The sequence below is a fragment of the Aquiflexum gelatinilyticum genome (assembly GCF_024741135.1).
Classification (GTDB): domain Bacteria; phylum Bacteroidota; class Bacteroidia; order Cytophagales; family Cyclobacteriaceae; genus Cognataquiflexum; species Cognataquiflexum gelatinilyticum.
In genome coordinates, this window is the sequence record NZ_JANSUY010000001.1 from 302583 (window position 1) to 321611 (window position 19029).

19 protein-coding genes are annotated in these 19029 nt (G+C 39.8%); 8 read left to right on the forward strand and 11 right to left on the reverse strand.

The window, feature by feature from the left end; all coding sequences use genetic code 11:
* Positions 1 to 32 precede the first annotated feature (32 nt).
* The 3 genes from rnc to NU887_RS01280 form a co-directional block, all read right to left on the reverse strand.
* Positions 33 to 692, reverse strand: a complete 660-nt coding sequence (gene rnc, locus NU887_RS01270) for a ribonuclease III (RefSeq protein WP_258421537.1) — start codon at positions 690 to 692, stop codon at positions 33 to 35.
* Between the two features lie 83 nt (positions 693 to 775).
* The gene (gene fabF, locus NU887_RS01275; RefSeq protein WP_258421538.1) at positions 776 to 2029 is read right to left on the reverse strand and encodes a beta-ketoacyl-ACP synthase II; all 1254 of its coding nucleotides are present in this window, start codon (positions 2027 to 2029) and stop codon (positions 776 to 778) included.
* A 22-nt stretch (positions 2030 to 2051) separates the two neighbouring features.
* On the reverse strand, positions 2052 to 2288 hold the full coding sequence (locus NU887_RS01280) for an acyl carrier protein (RefSeq protein ID WP_113925470.1): 237 nt from the start codon (positions 2286 to 2288) through the stop codon (positions 2052 to 2054).
* 151 nt (positions 2289 to 2439) lie between these two features.
* On the opposite strand from NU887_RS01280, the gene NU887_RS01285 reads away from it, so the two are divergent.
* Together NU887_RS01285 and pyk are read left to right on the forward strand one after the other, a co-directional pair.
* Positions 2440 to 2868: an IPExxxVDY family protein gene (locus NU887_RS01285; RefSeq protein ID WP_258421539.1), complete on the forward strand. Its 429-nt coding sequence runs from the start codon at positions 2440 to 2442 to the stop codon at positions 2866 to 2868.
* Positions 2869 to 2881: 13 nt separating this feature from the next.
* On the forward strand, positions 2882 to 4312 hold the full coding sequence (gene pyk / locus NU887_RS01290) for a pyruvate kinase (RefSeq protein ID WP_258421540.1): 1431 nt from the start codon (positions 2882 to 2884) through the stop codon (positions 4310 to 4312).
* A gap of 83 nt (positions 4313 to 4395) precedes the next feature.
* Here pyk and NU887_RS01295 read toward each other — a convergent pair whose 3' ends face one another.
* From NU887_RS01295 to NU887_RS01315, 5 genes are read right to left on the reverse strand one after another with little or no spacing between them, the layout of a single operon-like run.
* Positions 4396 to 5967: an NFACT RNA binding domain-containing protein gene (locus tag NU887_RS01295; RefSeq protein ID WP_258421541.1), complete on the reverse strand. Its 1572-nt coding sequence runs from the start codon at positions 5965 to 5967 to the stop codon at positions 4396 to 4398.
* A gap of 2 nt (positions 5968 to 5969) precedes the next feature.
* On the reverse strand, positions 5970 to 6731 hold the full coding sequence (locus tag NU887_RS01300; RefSeq protein ID WP_258421542.1) for an MBL fold metallo-hydrolase: 762 nt from the start codon (positions 6729 to 6731) through the stop codon (positions 5970 to 5972).
* Entirely contained in the window at positions 6728 to 7006 is a 279-nt protein-coding gene (locus NU887_RS01305; RefSeq protein WP_258421543.1) for a hypothetical protein, read from the reverse strand. Before NU887_RS01305 ends, NU887_RS01300 begins: the two co-directional genes overlap by 4 nt.
* A 15-nt stretch (positions 7007 to 7021) precedes the next feature.
* Positions 7022 to 7399, reverse strand: coding sequence for a response regulator (locus NU887_RS01310; RefSeq protein ID WP_113925476.1), 378 nt, complete (start codon positions 7397 to 7399; stop codon positions 7022 to 7024).
* Complete coding sequence (locus NU887_RS01315) at positions 7396 to 8139, reverse strand: response regulator (protein WP_258421544.1); 744 nt, start codon at positions 8137 to 8139, stop codon at positions 7396 to 7398. Before NU887_RS01315 ends, NU887_RS01310 begins: the two co-directional genes overlap by 4 nt.
* 76 nt (positions 8140 to 8215) lie before the next feature.
* Between NU887_RS01315 and miaA the strand changes: the two genes are divergently transcribed.
* Positions 8216 to 9103: a tRNA (adenosine(37)-N6)-dimethylallyltransferase MiaA gene (gene miaA / locus NU887_RS01320; RefSeq protein WP_258421545.1), complete on the forward strand. Its 888-nt coding sequence runs from the start codon at positions 8216 to 8218 to the stop codon at positions 9101 to 9103.
* A gap of 65 nt (positions 9104 to 9168) precedes the next feature.
* On the opposite strand, the gene NU887_RS01325 is transcribed toward miaA, so the two are convergent.
* The 3 genes from NU887_RS01325 to NU887_RS01335 all read right to left on the reverse strand — a co-directional run bounded on the left by NU887_RS01325 (position 9169) and on the right by NU887_RS01335 (position 11106).
* Positions 9169 to 9540 (reverse strand): hypothetical protein, encoded by a 372-nt coding sequence (locus NU887_RS01325; RefSeq protein WP_258421546.1) that lies wholly within the window; start codon positions 9538 to 9540, stop codon positions 9169 to 9171.
* A 7-nt stretch (positions 9541 to 9547) separates the two neighbouring features.
* On the reverse strand, positions 9548 to 10522 hold the full coding sequence (pfkA, locus tag NU887_RS01330) for a 6-phosphofructokinase (RefSeq protein WP_258421547.1): 975 nt from the start codon (positions 10520 to 10522) through the stop codon (positions 9548 to 9550).
* Positions 10523 to 10758: 236 nt separating this feature from the next.
* Entirely contained in the window at positions 10759 to 11106 is a 348-nt protein-coding gene (locus NU887_RS01335; RefSeq protein ID WP_258421548.1) for a single-stranded DNA-binding protein, read from the reverse strand.
* Between the two features lie 247 nt (positions 11107 to 11353).
* Between NU887_RS01335 and NU887_RS01340 the strand changes: the two genes are divergently transcribed.
* The 5 genes from NU887_RS01340 (at position 11354) to NU887_RS01360 (ending at position 18857) form a co-directional block, all read left to right on the forward strand.
* Positions 11354 to 12856, forward strand: a complete 1503-nt coding sequence (locus NU887_RS01340; protein ID WP_258421549.1) for a S10 family peptidase — start codon at positions 11354 to 11356, stop codon at positions 12854 to 12856.
* Positions 12857 to 13081: 225 nt separating this feature from the next.
* Positions 13082 to 14617: a hypothetical protein gene (locus NU887_RS01345; protein WP_258421550.1), complete on the forward strand. Its 1536-nt coding sequence runs from the start codon at positions 13082 to 13084 to the stop codon at positions 14615 to 14617.
* A gap of 3 nt (positions 14618 to 14620) precedes the next feature.
* Positions 14621 to 15142: a YceI family protein gene (locus NU887_RS01350; protein WP_258421551.1), complete on the forward strand. Its 522-nt coding sequence runs from the start codon at positions 14621 to 14623 to the stop codon at positions 15140 to 15142.
* A gap of 101 nt (positions 15143 to 15243) precedes the next feature.
* The gene (locus NU887_RS01355; protein ID WP_258421552.1) at positions 15244 to 16392 is read left to right on the forward strand and encodes a baeRF3 domain-containing protein; all 1149 of its coding nucleotides are present in this window, start codon (positions 15244 to 15246) and stop codon (positions 16390 to 16392) included.
* Between the two features lie 329 nt (positions 16393 to 16721).
* Positions 16722 to 18857, forward strand: a complete 2136-nt coding sequence (locus NU887_RS01360; protein WP_258421553.1) for a S9 family peptidase — start codon at positions 16722 to 16724, stop codon at positions 18855 to 18857.
* Positions 18858 to 19029 lie beyond the last annotated feature (172 nt).

Genomic DNA, 19029 nt, shown 5'->3' on the forward strand with positions numbered 1-19029 from the left:
AAATACTATAAACTGACCCCAAAGATACATTACTATACTGCTATCTTGAGAATTTCACAAGCATTTTTAGCAGCTTCTTGCTCTGCTTTCTTTTTGGTGGCTCCTTTTCCTTCTGCCAAAAGTTTTCCGCTGACATGGAGTTCGACTATAAATTCCTTGAACCGTTGTTCTCCATTTACAGAAATTGTTTTAAAATCAATTTCAGCATTTTCTCTTTGACCCCATTCGATGATTTTACTCTTAAAATTTGTCGTGGTGCTGATAATGTTGTCCAGATCAAAATGGATAATAATCCTTTTTAAGATGAATTTTTTACAAAAATGGAAATCTCTATCCAAATAAATCGCGCCAACCATTGCTTCCAACGCATCTCCGTACAAAGATTTATGAGCACTTAGATTTTTGCCTTTGTATTCCTCACTAATGATTTTCGAAAGTCCGATTTTGATGGCGATTTGATTGAGGGCTTCCCTGTTTACCATCCGGCTTCTTGTTTCTGTAAGAAAGCCCTCATCTCTGTAGGGATACTTAATAAATAAAAATTCTGCAACTACTGCTCCCAAAACTGCATCGCCGAGGTATTCGAGCCTTTCATTGGAAATTTTCATCCCATTGATGGATTCCTCTGCCACAGAAGCGTGTTTGATGGCAAGTTTATAAAGGGTCAAATTAAAAGGCTTGCTTCCGACCATATGTTTGATGGAGGAAGCAAGCCTTTTTTCGTATTTATTATAAAACAGAGACCTAAGCCTAAGTAATCTTGACAGTTTCAAAATTATCCTGTTATTTTTTTGAAGATGATGGAAGCATTATGCCCACCAAATCCAAAGGTATTACTCAATGCAGCCCTGATTTCTCGTTTTTGTGCTTTATTGAAAGTCAGGTTTAATCTAGGGTCAAACTCCTCATCATCTGTAAAATGGTTGATAGTGGGGGGAATGAGGCTGTTTTTGATGGCAAGGATTGAAGCAATCGCTTCAATGGCACCTGCCGCACCCAGAAGGTGACCTGTCATCGATTTGGTGCTGCTTATATTGATGTTATAAGCATGCTCACCAAATACCTTTTGAATCGCTTTTACTTCACTGATATCCCCGAGAGGAGTGGAAGTCCCGTGTACATTGACGTAATCAATATCTTCAGGCTGCATTTCTGCATCCTCTAAAGCGTGCTTCATCACGTTGCTTGCTCCTTCTCCTTCAGGATGGGGAGCAGTGATATGGTAAGCGTCTGCAGTCATTCCGCCACCTACCAATTCGGCATATATTTTTGCTCCACGTGCTTTGGCATGTTCATAATCTTCTAAGATCAAACACCCGGCTCCTTCACCAAGGACAAAGCCATCTCTGTCTTTGTCAAAAGGTCGGGAAGCAGTAGTAGGAGAATCATTTCTTTGGGAAAGTGCTTTCAAGGCATTAAACCCGCCAACACCCGCTTCAGTAATGGTAGCTTCAGTGCCCCCGGTGATGAAGATGTCCGCTTTGTTTAACCTGATATAATTAAAAGCATCAATGATGGCGTTTGTGGCAGAAGCACAAGCCGAAACTGTTACAAAATTTGGCCCTCTGAATCCATATTTAATTGAAATGAAGCCTGCGCAGATGTCAGCTATCATTTTGGGAATAAAGAAGGGGTTGAACCTTGGGGTACCATCACCTCTGGCAAAATCAGTGACCTCATCCTGAAAGGACCTGAGACCGCCGATACCTGAACCCATGATGACTCCGGCTCTGTGTAAGTTGATTTTTTCTAGATCAAGACCTGCATCTTTGATCGCTTCATCTGCAGCTATAAGCCCCATTTGAGTAAAAAGATCCATTTTCCGGGCTTCTTTTCTGTCAATAAACTGTTCGACTTCAAGATTCTTGACCTCACATGCAAACTGGGTTTTGAAAAGGGAAGCATCGAACCTAGTAATAGGCGCAGCACCGCTTACACCATTTGATAGACCATTCCAGAATTCGGGAACGGTATTTCCAATCGGTGTAAGGGCACCTAAACCAGTTACTACAACTCTTCTTAAATTCATAAATGAATTTTGAATGAATATTTTATTTTACGTTTGCCTCCAGGTAGCTGATAGCTTGACCAACGGTGCCGATTTGCTCAGCCTGGTCATCTGGAATAGAAAGGTTGAATTCTTTTTCGAATTCCATAATGAGCTCAACTGTATCCAGCGAGTCTGCACCAAGATCATTAGTGAAGCTAGCCTCAGGAGTTACTTCAGATTCTTCTACGCCTAATTTATCAACGATAATGGCTTTAACTTTTTGTGCAATTTCAGACATTTTTCGAACAGTTTAATTTAAAACACTTCGCAAAGAAATAGATTTAAAACCTTATTGCCAAAAAAATGCCTCACCTAAATTGAAGATATTATTTAGGGTGTCAGAAGTTGTAAGATTATTTTTAATTTTGTTTGAGCAAATTCTTCCCCAAATGAAGAAAAATAAATTAGTCGTCGAACACCTGTATGAGTTTGAACTTCTTGGTTTTGTAGCCCCTGTTAAAGACTATAAAATGGCCTGGATCATCAATAATGCCTTGGATTTAAAATTAGCAAAAACAGATGATTATGAGTTGGAATTTATCAGCGGCACCCGCCTTTGCATTTCTCAGTATAAAAGTGAAAAGGAAAATGGATTTATCCAGTTGCTAAAAAACAAATCCTTTGGCCTTGATACCAATTCATTATACCTGATTCCCGAATTAAAAATCATAGACTACTTCCTACTCATCCAAGATTTTACTTCCGAAGTGGATATTAATGACTATATTGAGCGCCTTTCGGGGAATGGATTAATCCAAAATGTAGTCAAACTCGACATCGACAAAATCAAATCAAAAGAAAATCTATTAACCTATTAAAACCCAATATTCTATGAGTATTGCTCTTTATAATAAGACAAAAATATTAGCCACCATCGGTCCAGCATCAAACAATATTGATACTTTAAAAAGTCTCGCCAACGCAGGAGCCAACGTATTCAGACTTAATTTTTCGCATGGTACTCACGCCCAGCATGCTGAAGTCATCAAGATGATACGCGAAATCAATGACAAACTCACCGTCAAAATCGGTATTCTTCAAGATTTACAAGGCCCAAAAATCAGGGTGGGTGAGATGGAAAACGGGGGAGTCCAAATAGTGCCTGGAGGTAAAATCACCATTACCAATGATTCCTTGGTAGGAAACGCTGACATAGTGAGCACAGTCTATGAAAACCTTCCCAATGATGTGAAATCAGGAGACCGAATTTTGATTGATGATGGGAATATTGAACTTGCTGTGAACAGCACAGATGGCAAGAATGTCCGATGCGTAGTAATTCACGGAGGAATATTGAAATCACGAAAGGGTATAAACCTACCCAACACCAAAGTATCGGCACCTTCCCTTACTGAAAAAGACCTTGAAGACCTTGAATTTGGTTTGGCCAATGACGTGGACTGGATTGCACTTTCTTTTGTAAGGTCTGTGGATGACATCATCGACTTAAGAGAAAGAATCACCAAGGCCGGGAAAAACTGCAAAATAGTAGCGAAAATAGAGAAGCCAGAAGCTTTGCAAAATATTGAATCCATCATTGAGGCGACCGATGCGATCATGGTAGCAAGAGGAGACCTTGGTGTGGAAATGCCTATGGAAACTGTTCCGCTTTGGCAAAAGAAAATGGTTTCGCTTTGTAAAGTTGCCTGCAAGCCGGTAATCATCGCCACACAGATGCTTGAAAGTATGACCACGCATCCAAGACCTACAAGAGCTGAAACCAATGACGTCGCTACAGCAGTATTGGATGGAGCAGATGCAGTAATGCTTTCTGCTGAAACTGCCTCAGGACAGTTCCCGGTCAATGCTGTCAAAGCCATGAGTACCATTATCAACTACATTGAAACGAACGAGGATGTTTTCCATCACCTTTATAAAATAGAAGATAGCGATCCGAACTTCTTGAGCAAAAATCTCACCTTGATGGCAGCTAGACTTTCCAGAAATGTGAAAGCAAAAGCATTAGTTGGTATTACAACTTCAGGCCAGACTCCTTTGAGATTGGCGTCTTTCAGGCCACTTGCCAACCTTTTGATTTTTACCAGAAACAAAAACCTTTTGACCCAATTGAGTTTGGTTTGGGGAGTCAGGGCTTATTATTATGAGAGCAACACTTCTACAGATGCCACTTTTATGGATATCCAAGACCAGTTGAAAAAGGACGGCTATGTTAAAAACGGTGATATCATCATCAATACTGCCAGTATGCCTTTGAAGGAAAAAGGAAAAACCAATATGCTTAAAATCCACCTGGTGGAATAAATTAATCAGATTACATCATAAAAGGCTTCCACCTCGGAGGCCTTTTTTGTTTGTCTTAATGCCGAATTATTTTCTTTCTGATGTTATTTATTGTCCTCTTTTGGTCCGGTAGGCTTTACCATTAGCACATTTTCTTTTTCAACCATTACTGCTCCGGGTGGTGTTCCTTTTACTTTTCTCACAAACTTTGCAGGAGTATACATCACAGGAGAAAGGCTTTCATTTTTGTTTTTTGAATAATACGCTGCCAATTCAGCTGCCCTTTCCAAAACTGTTTTCGGAAAATTGATGCCCGAACGGTATTTGATCAGCACATGTGACCCGGATACGTCTTTGGCATGAAGCCATAAATCTTCCTTCCAGGCAAAATTGCGAAGCATATCGTCATTGGATTTTGCTGATTTTCCGACAAGAACCTCAAATCCTTCGATTTCAAATCTCTTGAACGGTACCTGTTCCTCATGTTCCTTTGATTTTGGAGTCAGGTGGTTGTTTTTGATAAAATCCCGAAGGCTCCTAAAGTCTTTAAACCCTTCGATTTCTTCTAGCCACGAAGCTGTATGTAGGGATAGTTTTTCTTTTTCCGCAAGGTTTTGGGAAAGTTGTTCAATTTCTTTCTTTCTGTTTTTGGATTTGCGATAGAGGTTTTCGGCATACTTTTGAGGACTTTGTCCCACCTTGAGTTTGAAAATTTCCTCTTTTCCTGAGTAGAAATTAAAAAGCGCAATCTGTTCGGTATTGGATTCTATCGCATGGAGATTGGCCATGATTACATCTGCCACTTGAGAAGGCGGTGTTTCAAGGAGAAGTTGCTCCAATCTTTCCCCGGTCTTTTGGATGTAGGACTTCGTTCTCTTTTGTTGTTCCTGAAGTTGCTTCAGCCAAGAATGTTTTTCTTTTTCAAATGACTGGATGACTACCCTATATCTGAAAAGTTCATTACATGCTTTGATAGGATCAGAAGTCGTAAATATTGCTTCCTTCTCAGGGAGCAAAGACAGAAGATATTCATTTTCATCGCTGATGATGGCATAAAGCGGGCTTTCCAAAATATCCAAAAGTTCCTTCATCAACTCCCATTTCTCTTCTAATCCAGCCTCTATATAGCCTTGTTTTTTGAGCCATTCTCTTGGGATTTTTCCCAGAGTCGGCAAGAATTTTGAGGCATTTCCTTCCACTGAGGAGAAAGTGTTCCAGTCTAAATGGAGGTTTTTTGAAAGATCGGAGACCAACAGGTTTTTGTCATCCCTCAGTTCATTTCTAAACAACAAAGACGGTAAGGTTTCATCTTTAGGATAAAAAAGGATGTTACTTCTCGTTCCGTGAAGCTTGAAGACTATTTTGTCACCGGAATCCAAATAGGCTATAAATGCCCTTTCAAAATTGACGACATCGATCTTGCTGATCTTTTTTCCGATGATTTGAGGGAAAAGGGAGACAGTATTTCTTTTGCTTCTTTTGAAATTGTCGGGAAAGGAAAGACAGGAAATTGAAGGAAGCAGGTTGGCCCGGATGAAAATATCCTCTTCATCTTTCGTACAGCCGATTACCAATTCGTCTTTATTTTGGGAAAAACATTCCACAATCTCAGCGCCTGAAAAGGTTTTATCCAGCTCTGGGCAAAGGAATTTTAAAAAATGGAAATTGAAGTGCATCGTTAAAGGGAGATTTTCAATCCATCAAAAGCCAGATGGATATTTGGAGGTAATGTTTTTCCCACCTCTTGGTGCGTGCCTAGGCGATGGCTGATGTGTGTAAAATAAGCCAATTCAGGCTTGATCAGGTGCACGAGTTGGATGGCCTCCTCCAAGGTGAAGTGGGAAAGATGGTGTGATTGCTGCAGGGCATTCAGCACAAGGACTTTGGTTCCTTTTATTTTTTCAAGTTCAGTGTCATCGATGTATTTGGCATCTGTGATATAAGTAAAATCCCCAAACCTAAACCCAAATACAGGTAATCTATAATGAAGCACCTGAATCGGGACGACCTGGATTCCTTCTGCGGAAAAAGGTTCGTTGACGATTTCATGGGTAATCACCGAAGGAACTCCGGGGTACCTCACTTCCTCAAATATGTAGGCAAATTCACGCTTGATCTGATTGAGGACTTTTTTGGTCCCATAGATTGGCATGTCTTTTTTTTGAAGGAAATTATAGGAGCGGATATCATCCAGTCCGCCCGTGTGGTCTTTATGCTCATGGGTAAAAAGTACCGCATCCAGATGATGGATTTTTTCCCTGATCATCTGTTGTCTGAAGTCGGGACCTGTATCTACGACAAGGCTTTTGCCTTCTATTTCCAGGTGGATCGAACTCCTCAATCTTTTATCCCGGTAATCAAGTGAACTGCACACCGGACAGTCACAGGCTATCACGGGTACGCCCTGAGAAGTGCCTGTGCCTAAGAATGTGACCTTCAAAGTTTTAGTTCGGTTTGTTGTAATTCGGAAATTAAATCCTGCAGTTTTCTATCTGAAAAATCTTTAGGGCTGAACCCCAACTCTTTGATAATATCGAGCAAGGCATTGATCTTGCCTTCTAAGGTATAATATTTATTGACGATGACGATCTTGTTTTCTTTGAGAACACAATATCCTGATTTGAAATTTCCTTTTTCATACCTCAAAATATATTCTGATGAGGCAAAGAGATCTTCGATTTTGTCCAGAAAGTTTTTTGTGTATTTGACTGTCATTCCGGTTCTTTCTATTTAAGAAAGGTGTTTTCTTACAGTTGCAAGTAACAAATCATAATCCAATGGTTTTTGGATGTAGTCATTGAGGCCTGCTTTTTTGAAATCATCCAGCGTGTAGTTTTTGTAATTCCCTGTAATGGCGACGATCGGAATGTTTGCTTTGTTTTTGTCCTCCAGGGCCCGGATGGTTTTGGTACATTCTATCCCGTCCATGACAGGCATGTTGATATCCATCAAAATCAAATCAAAATCCTCATTCAAAAGTTTTTCCAAAACTTGTTTGCCGTTTTTGACAGCTGTAATTCTATATTTCTCGAAAAGGAGTACGTTCTTGGTAAGGTTTATTATAACAGAACTGTCTTCTGCTACCAAAACTTTCTTATTTTCCGTCATGGATTGAGTAATTGAGATGAGATGATTTTTAAGCGAAATGATTGAACTATACTCTTCAAATATATATAATCTTCTAAGGTATTCTCAAAATTGGAAGATTTAATGCTTTTTTCAAAATTCTGACAAAAATTGTAAATTTTCAATGCGCCTAGGGTACCGGAATTACCTTTGATAATATGTATTTTCTCTCCGATTTCGGGATAGTTTCCTGAATCAATTAAGGATTTGGTTTCAACCAATAAATTAATACATTCTTCAATAAACTCCTCATATACTGAACGGATGTTTTCGGCATTGTTAAATTTCAATAAAGTATTTACCACTTTAGGATCCAGTTCTATTTCGTTTGGATTATCAATTCTAATCGGCACTTCATTTTTCCGTAAATGTCTGTCGATGGTTTCTAACAGATTTCGAGGCTTGATAGGTTTGGAAATAAAATCATCGAAACCCGTAGAAATAAAGTAATCCCTGTCTTTTTCATTGGCAAAGGCTGAAACGGCGATAACAGGGATATTAGCAATTTTTTCGTTTTTGATAACATTCAGGGTGTTGATTCCGTCAAGTACAGGCATTTGTATATCCATTAATACTAGATCAAATTTCCCGGTTTTGATTTTTTCCAATGCCTCCCTTCCGTCAGAAGCAGTTCCAAATTCGTAGATTTGGCCGATGATATGCTCAAAAACTTTCCTGTTGAGAGAATTGTCATCTACAATAAGTACTTTTTTGGCTTTCATTGTTTATAATTGATAATTTTGAAATTTACTTATTGCCTTTCTGACACACGCTTTGGATTCTAAAAATAAACATTTATTGGTAATTGCAGGCCCTACTGCTGTGGGCAAAACTGAAATCTGTCTCAAACTCGCTAAAATATTTCAAACCGAAATAATTTCTTCGGATAGTAGGCAGTTTTACAGAGAAACTGAAATCGGTACCGCCAAGCCTACCGTCAATGAAATGGCAGAGGTCAAACATCATTTTGTCAATTCACTTTCAATTTTTGATATGTATGATGTCCGAAAATTTGAAATAGAAACACTAGAGTTGTTGGAAAAGCTTTTTGCCAAACACGATTTGGTAATCCTGACAGGAGGTTCAGGATTATACATTGATGCCATTTGTTTTGGATTTGATGAAATCCCGAATGTAGACCCTTCCATTAGGGAGCAATTGATTTTGGATCATAAAGAGAAAGGAATCCAAAATTTACAATCAAGGCTCAAAAACCTTGATCCTGTATACTTTGAAGAGGTCGATATTCATAATCCCCAAAGGCTGATGAGGGCTTTGGAAGTCTGTATAGGTACAGGTAAGCTTTACAGTTCATTCAGAAAAAAGAAAAAAAATACCAGATTTTTCAATTGTATTTTGGTAGGACTCGAAAGAGACCGAGAAGACCTCTATGAAAGAATTGACAGGAGGATGGACTCCATGATCACAGAGGGGATTTTTGAAGAAGCCGAAAAATTATTTACCCACAGACATCTGAATGCACTTCAAACTGTGGGATATTCTGAGATATTTGGATATTTAGAAGGAAAATACGACAGGGAAGAGGCTGTAAGGTTACTCAAGAGAAATTCCCGGAGATATGCCAAGAGACAAATGACTTGGTTCAAAAAATACAGTGAAATGAAATGGTTTCATCCTTCAGATCTTCAAGGGATACTGGCTTTGGTTGCAAATACCAAAGAATAAGAAAACCGGTTTAGGGCTTTTGGAAATCAAGAAGACCATTAATTGAGAATTTTAAAATTATACAATCATCCAAGCTGTTTATGCCCCATTCCTTTTGCCACAAAGCTATAGGGTTTTTGGACAATTAGTTTGTTGTATTGGGAAACGGTGATTTTCAATGATTGGTAGATAGGCTTGATTTCCTTTTGAAACGTGGGTTCTGTCTTTGAAGTAAGGTTTGATTTTACCTTTTGGTATTCTGAATCAATCAAACGTAGAGATTCTTTGCTGAGGTTGGCATTGTTTTTTGTCAAAGAACCTGACTTTTCCAAACCATCAAAAAAAGCCTGTTGGAGTTGCAAGATGGATTTTTTCTTGGCTAAAATAGATTGGTTGACCACAAGCCAAAACAATCCTGAAAAACCGGCAAGCATAATTATGATAGGTAGATACCCCATGGTAATTTTAAATACTTAATATTTCGATTAATTTCAAATGGTCGGGATTTAAGGCTTTGCTTTTCCCGATACAATCAGCAAATGGGGTATAGACGACTAGACCGTTCATGACACCTGCCATGCAATTGGATTCTCCTGCAATCAAGCCATCTACTGCAGCCATACCACACCTTGAAGCCAATACCCTATCCCGGGCTGTAGGACGCCCACCTCTTTGGATATGTCCCAATGTGGTGACTTTAAATTCCTTTTCGGGGTCATTGACTTTTTCGCGGACTTTCTGCATTATTTCTTCTGCACCGCCTTCAACATCACCTTCAGCTACGACAATGATACTTGAAGACTTGGATTTTCGGAGATTTTTCAGAGATTTTACCACTGCTTTAAGGTTAGTGGAAGTTTCAGGAACCATTACAAATTCCGCTCCTCCTCCAATACCACATTCCACGGCGATGTAGCCACTGTCTCTTCCCATTACTTCTATGAAGAAAATCCTATCATGAGCCGCTGCGGTATCTCTGATTTTGTCTATGGCATCCAAAGCAGTATTGACCGCGGTATCAAATCCTATGGTATAATCAGTACCGTAAATGTCATTGTCGATAGTCCCGGGACAACCTATGACGGGAATTCCATATTCTTCAAAAAAAATCTTTGCTCCGGTAAAGGTACCATCTCCCCCAATCGCTACCAAACCTTCTATGCCGTTTGCTTTCAGCTGTTGATATGCTTTCGATCTACCTTCCTTGGTCCTGAATTCTTCACTTCTTGCGGATTTTAAGATGGTTCCTCCGCGCTGTATAATATTGCTTACCGAATGGGATTGCATCCTTTTAATGTTACCATTGATCATTCCATCATAGCCGTATGAAATTCCAAATACTTCCAAATCTCTAAAAATCGCTGTTCTGACAACAGCCCTGATGCAGGCATTCATACCCGGGGCATCACCTCCCGATGTGTATACTGCTATTTTTTTCATGTTTAATAGGTTTTCCAAAAGCCAAAATTACTCATATTTGGATGTCATGGTAATACAATCCGAAAATCTTTTGATTTGTTTTAGATTATCTTACAAATAGGGATTTCCTATTCTGACATGAATTAAAAATTCAAAAACCTTGATTTTGTTTTCTTACTTTTTGGGCATTATTCTCTTTTATTTAAAAAATAAGCCGGCATCCTTTTCATTGATTTTGCCAGGATGCCGGTTTGAGGTCATGCGGAGGTCACTTTTTCTCCCAAAAGTAATACCTCTTCAGCTACTACCTCAGTGATGTATTTTTTTGTACCGTCTTTATCTTCATAAGTACGGTTAGAAAGCTTGCCTTCAATCGCGATTTCAGAACCTTTATCAGTGTACTTCTCTACTATTTCTGCGGTTTTTCCCCATGCGACGATATTATGCCAAGTGGTTTCTTCCACTTTTTCACCTTTCGCATTTTTGAAAACATCCTTGGTGGCAATGCTGAAAGTTGCTTTTGCTTTTCCTGAATCAAAATGTTTTGTTTCTGCTTTGGCACCCAATCTTCCGATCAATTGTACCTTGTTTCTCATGTTGCTCATATTTTTTTGTTTTGGTTAAATGAAAACTGCCTGTTTATCAAGCAATAGTCCAAATTTCTGTAAAAAGCTTTCTGTTAGTCGGTAGTTTGTCGTTTCTAATCGATTATAAACGTTTGTGAAACGGCTTTGAGCTCCAACATCTCTGAATTTCTGCCTCTTAGATTTAAAATTTTTGTACGGTTCTTAATTTGGCTTTAGATTTTATTAGCTTGCTTTTCGAATCAATTCATTTAAAAACCACACCAAAATGAAAAAATCCATGCTATTTGTTTGTGCTTTTCTTCTGGCATTTCAGATCAATGCACAAGAAAAACCAACTGAAAAACCCATTCAGGAAGGTGAGGTATTCACTTCTACCCAAACTGTCAAAATCAACGGTACCACCCACAGCCTCAAAACAAGGGCGGGCACACTTCAGCTTAGAGATGAAAACAATGAACCAATTGCTTTGCATGGCTTTACAGCTTATTTCAAAGAGGATGGACCAACCAAAAGACCCATCATTTTTTCATTTAACGGCGGCCCCGGTTCCTCTTCCTATTGGCTTCACATGGGTGTTATGGGACCAAAAAGAATTGTTGTCAACGATCCGGGATATACAAAAGCTGCACCTTATGAATTGGTCAACAATGATTATTCCATTCTCGATGTAGCTGATGTGGTGATGATGGATCCTATTGGAACAGGGTTGAGCATGCCGATCGGAAAGGCGGAGGGAAAGGATTTTTGGGGGGTGGATCAAGATATCAGATCTACTAGTTTGTTCATCATGCAGTTTTTGAAAGAATATGACCGGATGCAATCACCAAAGTATTTGTTGGGTGAAAGCTATGGAACATTCAGAAATGCCGGAGTCATGAGTTATTTATTGGACAAAGGATATGCCCTCAATGGTGTGGTCATGGTTTCTTCGGTATTTGATATCAGGTCATTGGCTTTTCCTGTCCAAGAAAGTACTTCCTACCTTATTCATTTCCCATCCTATGCTGCTACTGCTTGGTATCATGACAAGATTCCCAACAAAAACCCCAACTTGGAAGCTTTTGTCGATGAAGTGAGAAAATTTACCGAACAGGATTATTTGCCGGCTTTGTTTAAAGGAGGAAGACTCAGTCCTGCAGATAAAAACAGTGTGGCCGAAAAAATGGAAAATTATACAGGAATATCAAAGGATATTTGGAATAGAAATAACCTAAGGATGACAGCCAGTGAATTTTTCAATGAATTGCTCAGAGAAGAGGGCATGACAGTCGGCCGATTGGATTCCAGATTCAAAGGCATCAATCCTATGCCTCAAAATCAATATGCTATTACGGATCCTCAAAGCGATGCCATTTCGCCTGCCTATACCACAGGATTCTTGGATTACTTGCACAGAGATTTGGGTGTAAGCAAAAAACTGACCTACAAAACTTCCGCCTATGCTTCACCTGGATTTAAATGGGATTGGTCACACCGAGGGAATGAAGGTTGGGGCAGTATGATTTCAGTGAATACGGCCATCGATATGGCGGATGCCATGAACAAAGACCCAAATGTAAAAGTGCTGCTTATGAACGGCTACTACGATTTGGCTACTGTGTTTTATGGAGTGGAACACACCATTGACCAAATGAACCTGAGACCTGAAATCAGAAAAAACATCATCATGACGTATTATGAGGGAGGTCATATGTTCTATACCCACATGCCATCGCTCCAAAAATTCAAGAAAGATTTGGCGGACTTTATCAAGGATACCACCAAATGACATTCATTTGGGAATAAGCAAAATATAAAGGAATGTCTTGGATAGCCATTTGGATTGTCATTTTTTGATAGTCCAAATGGTTTTTGTATTTTAGGGATTGACGACCATTAAAAAAGGTTTCTGGCTCCATATTGCAATCACAATTTCTGACTTAAGAACTTACAAAATCCTTTTTTTACAATAATTCAAGAAATGAGACCCCTGTTAATGCTTTTAAAATCGAAGGTGTCAACCCTATTTAGAAGATATTGGGTTTTGTTTTTATTCCCGATTTTAGTGGCGGGTATTTCAATTGACGGTATCCAAAAATGGGTCATCCAATATGGTTCTGATATCCCCAAAGTATGGACCGATGAGGCGATAAAAGATTGGGAACTTCCCAATTTCAATCCTGAATTTTCGGCAAAGCCGGTATCGGCTGCATTTTATTATAACCTCCCTGAAAGGGTTATCTACAAAACCTATACTGTGTACCATCCTGACCATGAACCTGAGGGATATTGGGATTGGCTACATAGTATAGATGCGGAAATTGAGTTGGATGAATCCAAATTACTGACCGAGGAAGACTTTGTGAAGGCAGGAGAGTTGCTGTTTGATTATCCGATTGATTCTCTTGGCGCCATTATTTCCAAAGAAAATGTGCGTGATGTTGGGTTTTATGAATATAGTGAAATGCCGCTTTCCAAGGATGGAATCATGCCATTTGCCAGATGGATAGTAACTGGAAAAGGAAAGGTTTATTTGGGAAATCTCTCCTGTGGGATGTGCCACACCAAGGTAATGCCAGATGGTTCATTGTTGAAGGGTGCACAAGGCAGCTTTCCCGGAGATAAGGCTTTTGCGTATGGGCTGCAAAAGGCTCCTGAAAATGACGTCAAGGCTGTCAGTGGTTTTCTTTTTTCCTCTCCTTGGGCGGAGGGAGATCCACACGGGGAATTGCTCTCCAAGAAAAAGCAAGATATCCTTGATGCGTACGCCGCCGTACCCACAGGAGCTTTTGGCAGACAGGGGACAAGTATCCTTTTTCCCCCGCAGATTCCTGATTTGATAGGTGTTAAGGACAGAAAATATCTTGACCACGGCGGTCTTGGGCAACATAGAAATATTGAAGATTTGATGCGGTATATCGCCATGAACCAATCTCTGGATTTTCTGAATATGTATGGAAGTTTCAATCCACTTGGATTAAATGATGAAGTAATCAATAGCGGCAAACCCATTATGTTCCCTGGCACATACGACAGACATTCAGACAAGCAATTGTATGCCTTGGCAAAATATGTTTATTCCATCAAAGCTCCTGAAAACCCCAACAAACCAAGCCAACTTACCGAAAAGGGAAAAGTGATTTTTGCGGAACAGGGTTGTGTTACCTGCCATACTCCACCGTATTATACCAATAATAAACTCACCCCTGCGGATGGTTTTGAGATTCCTGAGGAGCATTATGACAAGTATGACATTTTTGACATTTCCGTAGGAACAGATCCTGGATATACAACGAAAACAAGGAGAGGCACCGGCTATTATAAAGTCCCATCTCTAAGAGGACTTTGGTATCGGGGACCATTTTTCCATGATGCTTCTTTGGCAAAACTGGAGGATGTCCTGGATCCCAAAAGGTTAGAAAGTGAATATGTGCCCACGGCATTTATTGGTGCCGGAATCAAAAACAGGGCAGTATCCGGACACGAATTTGGATTGGAATTGGATCCCGAAGATAAAAAGGCATTGATAGCATTTCTGAAAACCCTTTGATCCATGAAAGTAAAAATCCTGCTTTTACTGGTTTTTTTGTTTCCATTTCAGATTTTCTGTCAAAGCAAAAATACAATAGATCCAATCCGATTTCAGATAAAAAACGCCGGAATCAATGTGGATGGTACCATATCGGATTGGGAGTATGAAATTTCCTTTGATCCAAAAAATCTGATTGATTCCAAGATTAAGGCAACTGCTAATCCACAAAGCATTGAAACAGGGATCAAGCTTCGGGATAAACATTTGCAGGGAAGGCAGTATTTCAATGTGGAAAAATTCCCTGAAATCAGAATTTCATCAAAAAGATTTACTTCGAAAGGAAAAGGGAGATTTGTAGGGATTTTTGAGCTTCAGGTCAAAGATGTAAAGAAGGAAATCACTATCCCTTTTGCTATGATTAAATCGGGAAAAAATCAACGTTTTTCAGCGGAGTTTACGATTAACAGGTTGGATTATGGAATTGGTGAAAGCAGTCTTGTTCTAGGTGATGAGGTAAAGATTCTGATAAATTTCGAGAAATGATTTTTGAGTCGTTTTCAAAGATTTTTTTGATGTAATTCTCTGTTTTTCAATATTTAATATTTTTTTGTAGATTGTTCTTTTCCACCAAAATAAACCTTTAAATGAACTACTTATCAATTTTGAAATTGTGGGCTTTTGTCCTGATCCCTGTGTTTTTTGGGACAATTTATTTCTTCACAGAAGAAGAGGAAAAGTCTGAGGTTATTACCTTTTTAGGAGAAAATAACCTTGACCAGTTGATGGGAATAACGCTTTGCCGGGAGATGGCTTACGTCCCGGAGGATTTTCTGACCAAACCGATTGGGGTTTCAAATGTCCGAATAGGTTCAATTGATTTTCCCATCAATACTAGTTCAAAGGAAGCGCAGGAAATGTTTAACCAAGGAATGGCGTATTATTACAGTTTTGACTATGTGCAGGCGGCCCGGTCTTTTAATGATGGGGTGAGACTGGACCCGGAAGCTGCAATGATCTGGAATGGCCTGAGTGTTACTTACACAAACCTTTCAGATACTGTCAAATCCAAGGAATTTGGAACCAAAGCTTTTGAACTGGCCAGAAAATCAGGAAACAGATTTGAATACCTTTATACAAAATCTAATTTTTTGGCTTTGGAGCCGCCAAGTGGAATGGAAGAGTATCAGGCACTTTATGACAGTGTTTATGCAGTAAAAGATGCGCTGGTTTCCGCAGACCATGTGGATACAGAAAGATTTTTTCGCTTTGCAAGTGACCACGTTGAGCAATTTTATTCCAAACCAACAGGTTTGCCTTTGATCTTGGCTGCATTGCCCGAACACCACCACATTTTCAGAAAAGTGACCAAAAATTCATTGCTTTTGCATGAAGGAATCCAGATTAATCCCATGTCTGTCGATACTGAAAAACTGGCAAAATTGGCTTGGGAAATAATGGAGCCCATTCAAATGCAGAAATTGGATGACTTGGCAGGTTCATTCGGTCAAGCAGAGGCTAACGGCAAAGGGAGCACCGTGATCAAAGAAGTCGCTCTAGCGGCTACTGAAGGACGGATAGAAACTCTTTTGGTAGAAGAGGACAAGATTATTGCCATAAGGATTACCAATCTTGTCACCGGAAATACTCAAAACAAAGACTTGGACAATCCAATCGTGGATGATCTTTTGGATGATATGGGTGAGTTGGTGATAAAAATGGGAGGAGAAGTGATGGTGCTTCCTGCAGACAAAATGCCTTCTAAAACAGGGCTTGCTGCCATTTACAGATACTAAGCGTATTTTGTTTTAATCGTATATGGGGATTTGGCTTTTAAGTCGGGTTCCCATATTTTTTTCTTTTTAATTATTGGGGAAATTTTCCCTTCCTAAAAGTTTTGAACCGAGCGGGTAATTCAATTTACATGATTTGGGTATTGTGATTTTCATTTTTTCCGGATTTATACTCCGCGAATTCCAGAACGAAGCAATTTCACTTTTTGTAAGGGTAATAATTTTATAAAAACATTGGGATTTGTCTCAGCCGCTCACAACCAAGTCAAGATCGCCTGCACGATTTTCGATGTTACTATTTCCCTATATTTGCACCTCATTCGCTAGCAACTATGAATAAATCAATCCAAACCATTTTAATTATCCTCACAGGAATGAGTATTGCATGTTCCCCGGAAATACCGGAATCAACTTTACCTGATGTAGCACCACCCTTGGCTACCGTCAAACCATTTGAAATCACCGCCAAAAACGGGCACAAACGCGTGGACAATTATTATTGGCTCAACGACCGTGAAAACCCTGAAGTCATCGATTACCTGAATGCTGAAAATGCCTATTTGGACACCATGATGGCACATACCAAGGGCTTTCAGGAGCAGCTTTTCAATGAACTGCGTGCAAGGATCAAAGAAGATGATTCGTCTGTACCCTATAGATTGGACGATTATTATTACTATACCCGATTTGTGGAAGGCGGAGAATATCCGATTTATGCAAGGAAAAAAGGCTCTCTCGAAGGTGTTGAAGAAATCATCATGGATGGAAATGAACTCGGAAAAGGAAAATCTTTTCTCAACTTTTTTACTTCGGTAAGCCCGGACCATAACCTTGCCGCCATCATTATGGATACCGTGGGTAGAAATTTCTATACTGTGATGATCAAAGACCTCCGTACCGGAGAAATACTTCCTGACAAAATCGAAAATATCAGAAGCTCGGCAGTCTGGACCAATGACAACAAATCATTTTTCTATTCCATTCCTGATCCGGTTACACTGAGGAATTTTCAGGTTAAGCGACATTTCCTAGGTCAAGACTCCTCCAAAGATGAGGTGGTGTTTGAGGAAAAAGACCAGACTTTGAGCTGCGGTGTCGGAATTACCAAATCCAAAAAATACATCATTATCGGTTCCGGCCGTACGGATGCCTCTTATTCCCTCTTCATGGATGCAGATAATCCCGGCAAACCAAAACTGATCGCTCCGGTGCAGGACAATGTACAATACAGCGTGGACCATGCTATTGGCGATAAATTCAACATCTACACCAACTTGAATGCAGTCAATTACCGATTAGCAGAAGCACCTGTTGCAGATCCAGCCGTCGCCAATTGGAAAGATTTGATCCCACATAGGGCAGATGTTTTCTTAGAAGGCGTGGAATATTTCAAGGATTATTACGCTGTCCAGGAGACCTTAGAGGGCCTTGCAAATATCCGCATCATCAAGTGGGCTGACAATTCGGAACATCAGATGGTATTTGAAGAGCCTGCTTATTCTGCAGGGATCGGTTATAATCCTGAGTTTGAAACCAAGACTTTGCGGTATTCCTATACTTCAATGACCACGCCAAATTCCACTTACGACTATGACATGGAAACCAAGGAAAAAACTCTGATGAAAGAGCAGCCTGTCTTGGGGGATTTTAACAAAGCAAATTACAAGACTGAAAGGATCATGGTTCCTTCCCGTGACGGAAAGCGGATCCCGTTGTCCATTGTTTATAGAATAGATCAATTCAAGAAAGACGGGGCCTCTCCGGGATGGATTTATGGTTATGGCTCTTATGGAGCTTCCATGGATGCTTACTTCAGCAGTTCAAGATTGAGTCTGTTGGATAGAGGATTTGTCTATGCCATTGCACATGTGCGTGGAGGTCAGGAAATGGGTGGAGATTGGTATGAGGATGGCAAGATGATGAATAAGAAGAATACCTTCAATGACTTCATCGATTGTTCCAAATGGCTTCAGGATAACCAATATGTGGCCAAAGACAAACTCTTTGCCTCGGGTGGAAGTGCAGGAGGATTGCTTATGGGAGCGATCGCCAACATGGCACCTGAGCTTTACCGTGGTATCATTGCCCAAGTAGCTTTTGTCGATGTCATCACTACCATGATGGATGAGACTATTCCATTGACCACTTTTGAGTGGCAGGAGTGGGGAAATCCAAACATTCAGGAGCAATACGAATATATGCTTTCCTATTCTCCTTATGATAATGTGGAGGCAAAGGATTATCCAAATATCTTAGCCACTACCGGTCTTCATGATTCACAGGTACAATATTGGGAACCTGCAAAATGGGTAGCTCTACTCCGAACCAAAAAAACTGACAAGAACCGACTTTTCCTCAAAACCAATATGGATGCGGGACATGGGGGTGCGAGCGGAAGGTTTGAAAGCCTAAAAGAGTTGGCTTTGGAGTATGCTTTTGTGTTTGATATTCTTGGGATTACAAAATGAAATAAGCTCAATCAGAGCGAAATACATAGAAATACGCCTTCGGCGAAATAGTTGTAGCATCAATCCTTTTTATGGGGATTGATGCTTTTTTATTTCAATTTTTTTCTACCTTATTTTAAATTTTAATCCTAGTCAGTCTCATGTCTTAAGTCTTAAATCTCATATCTACAAA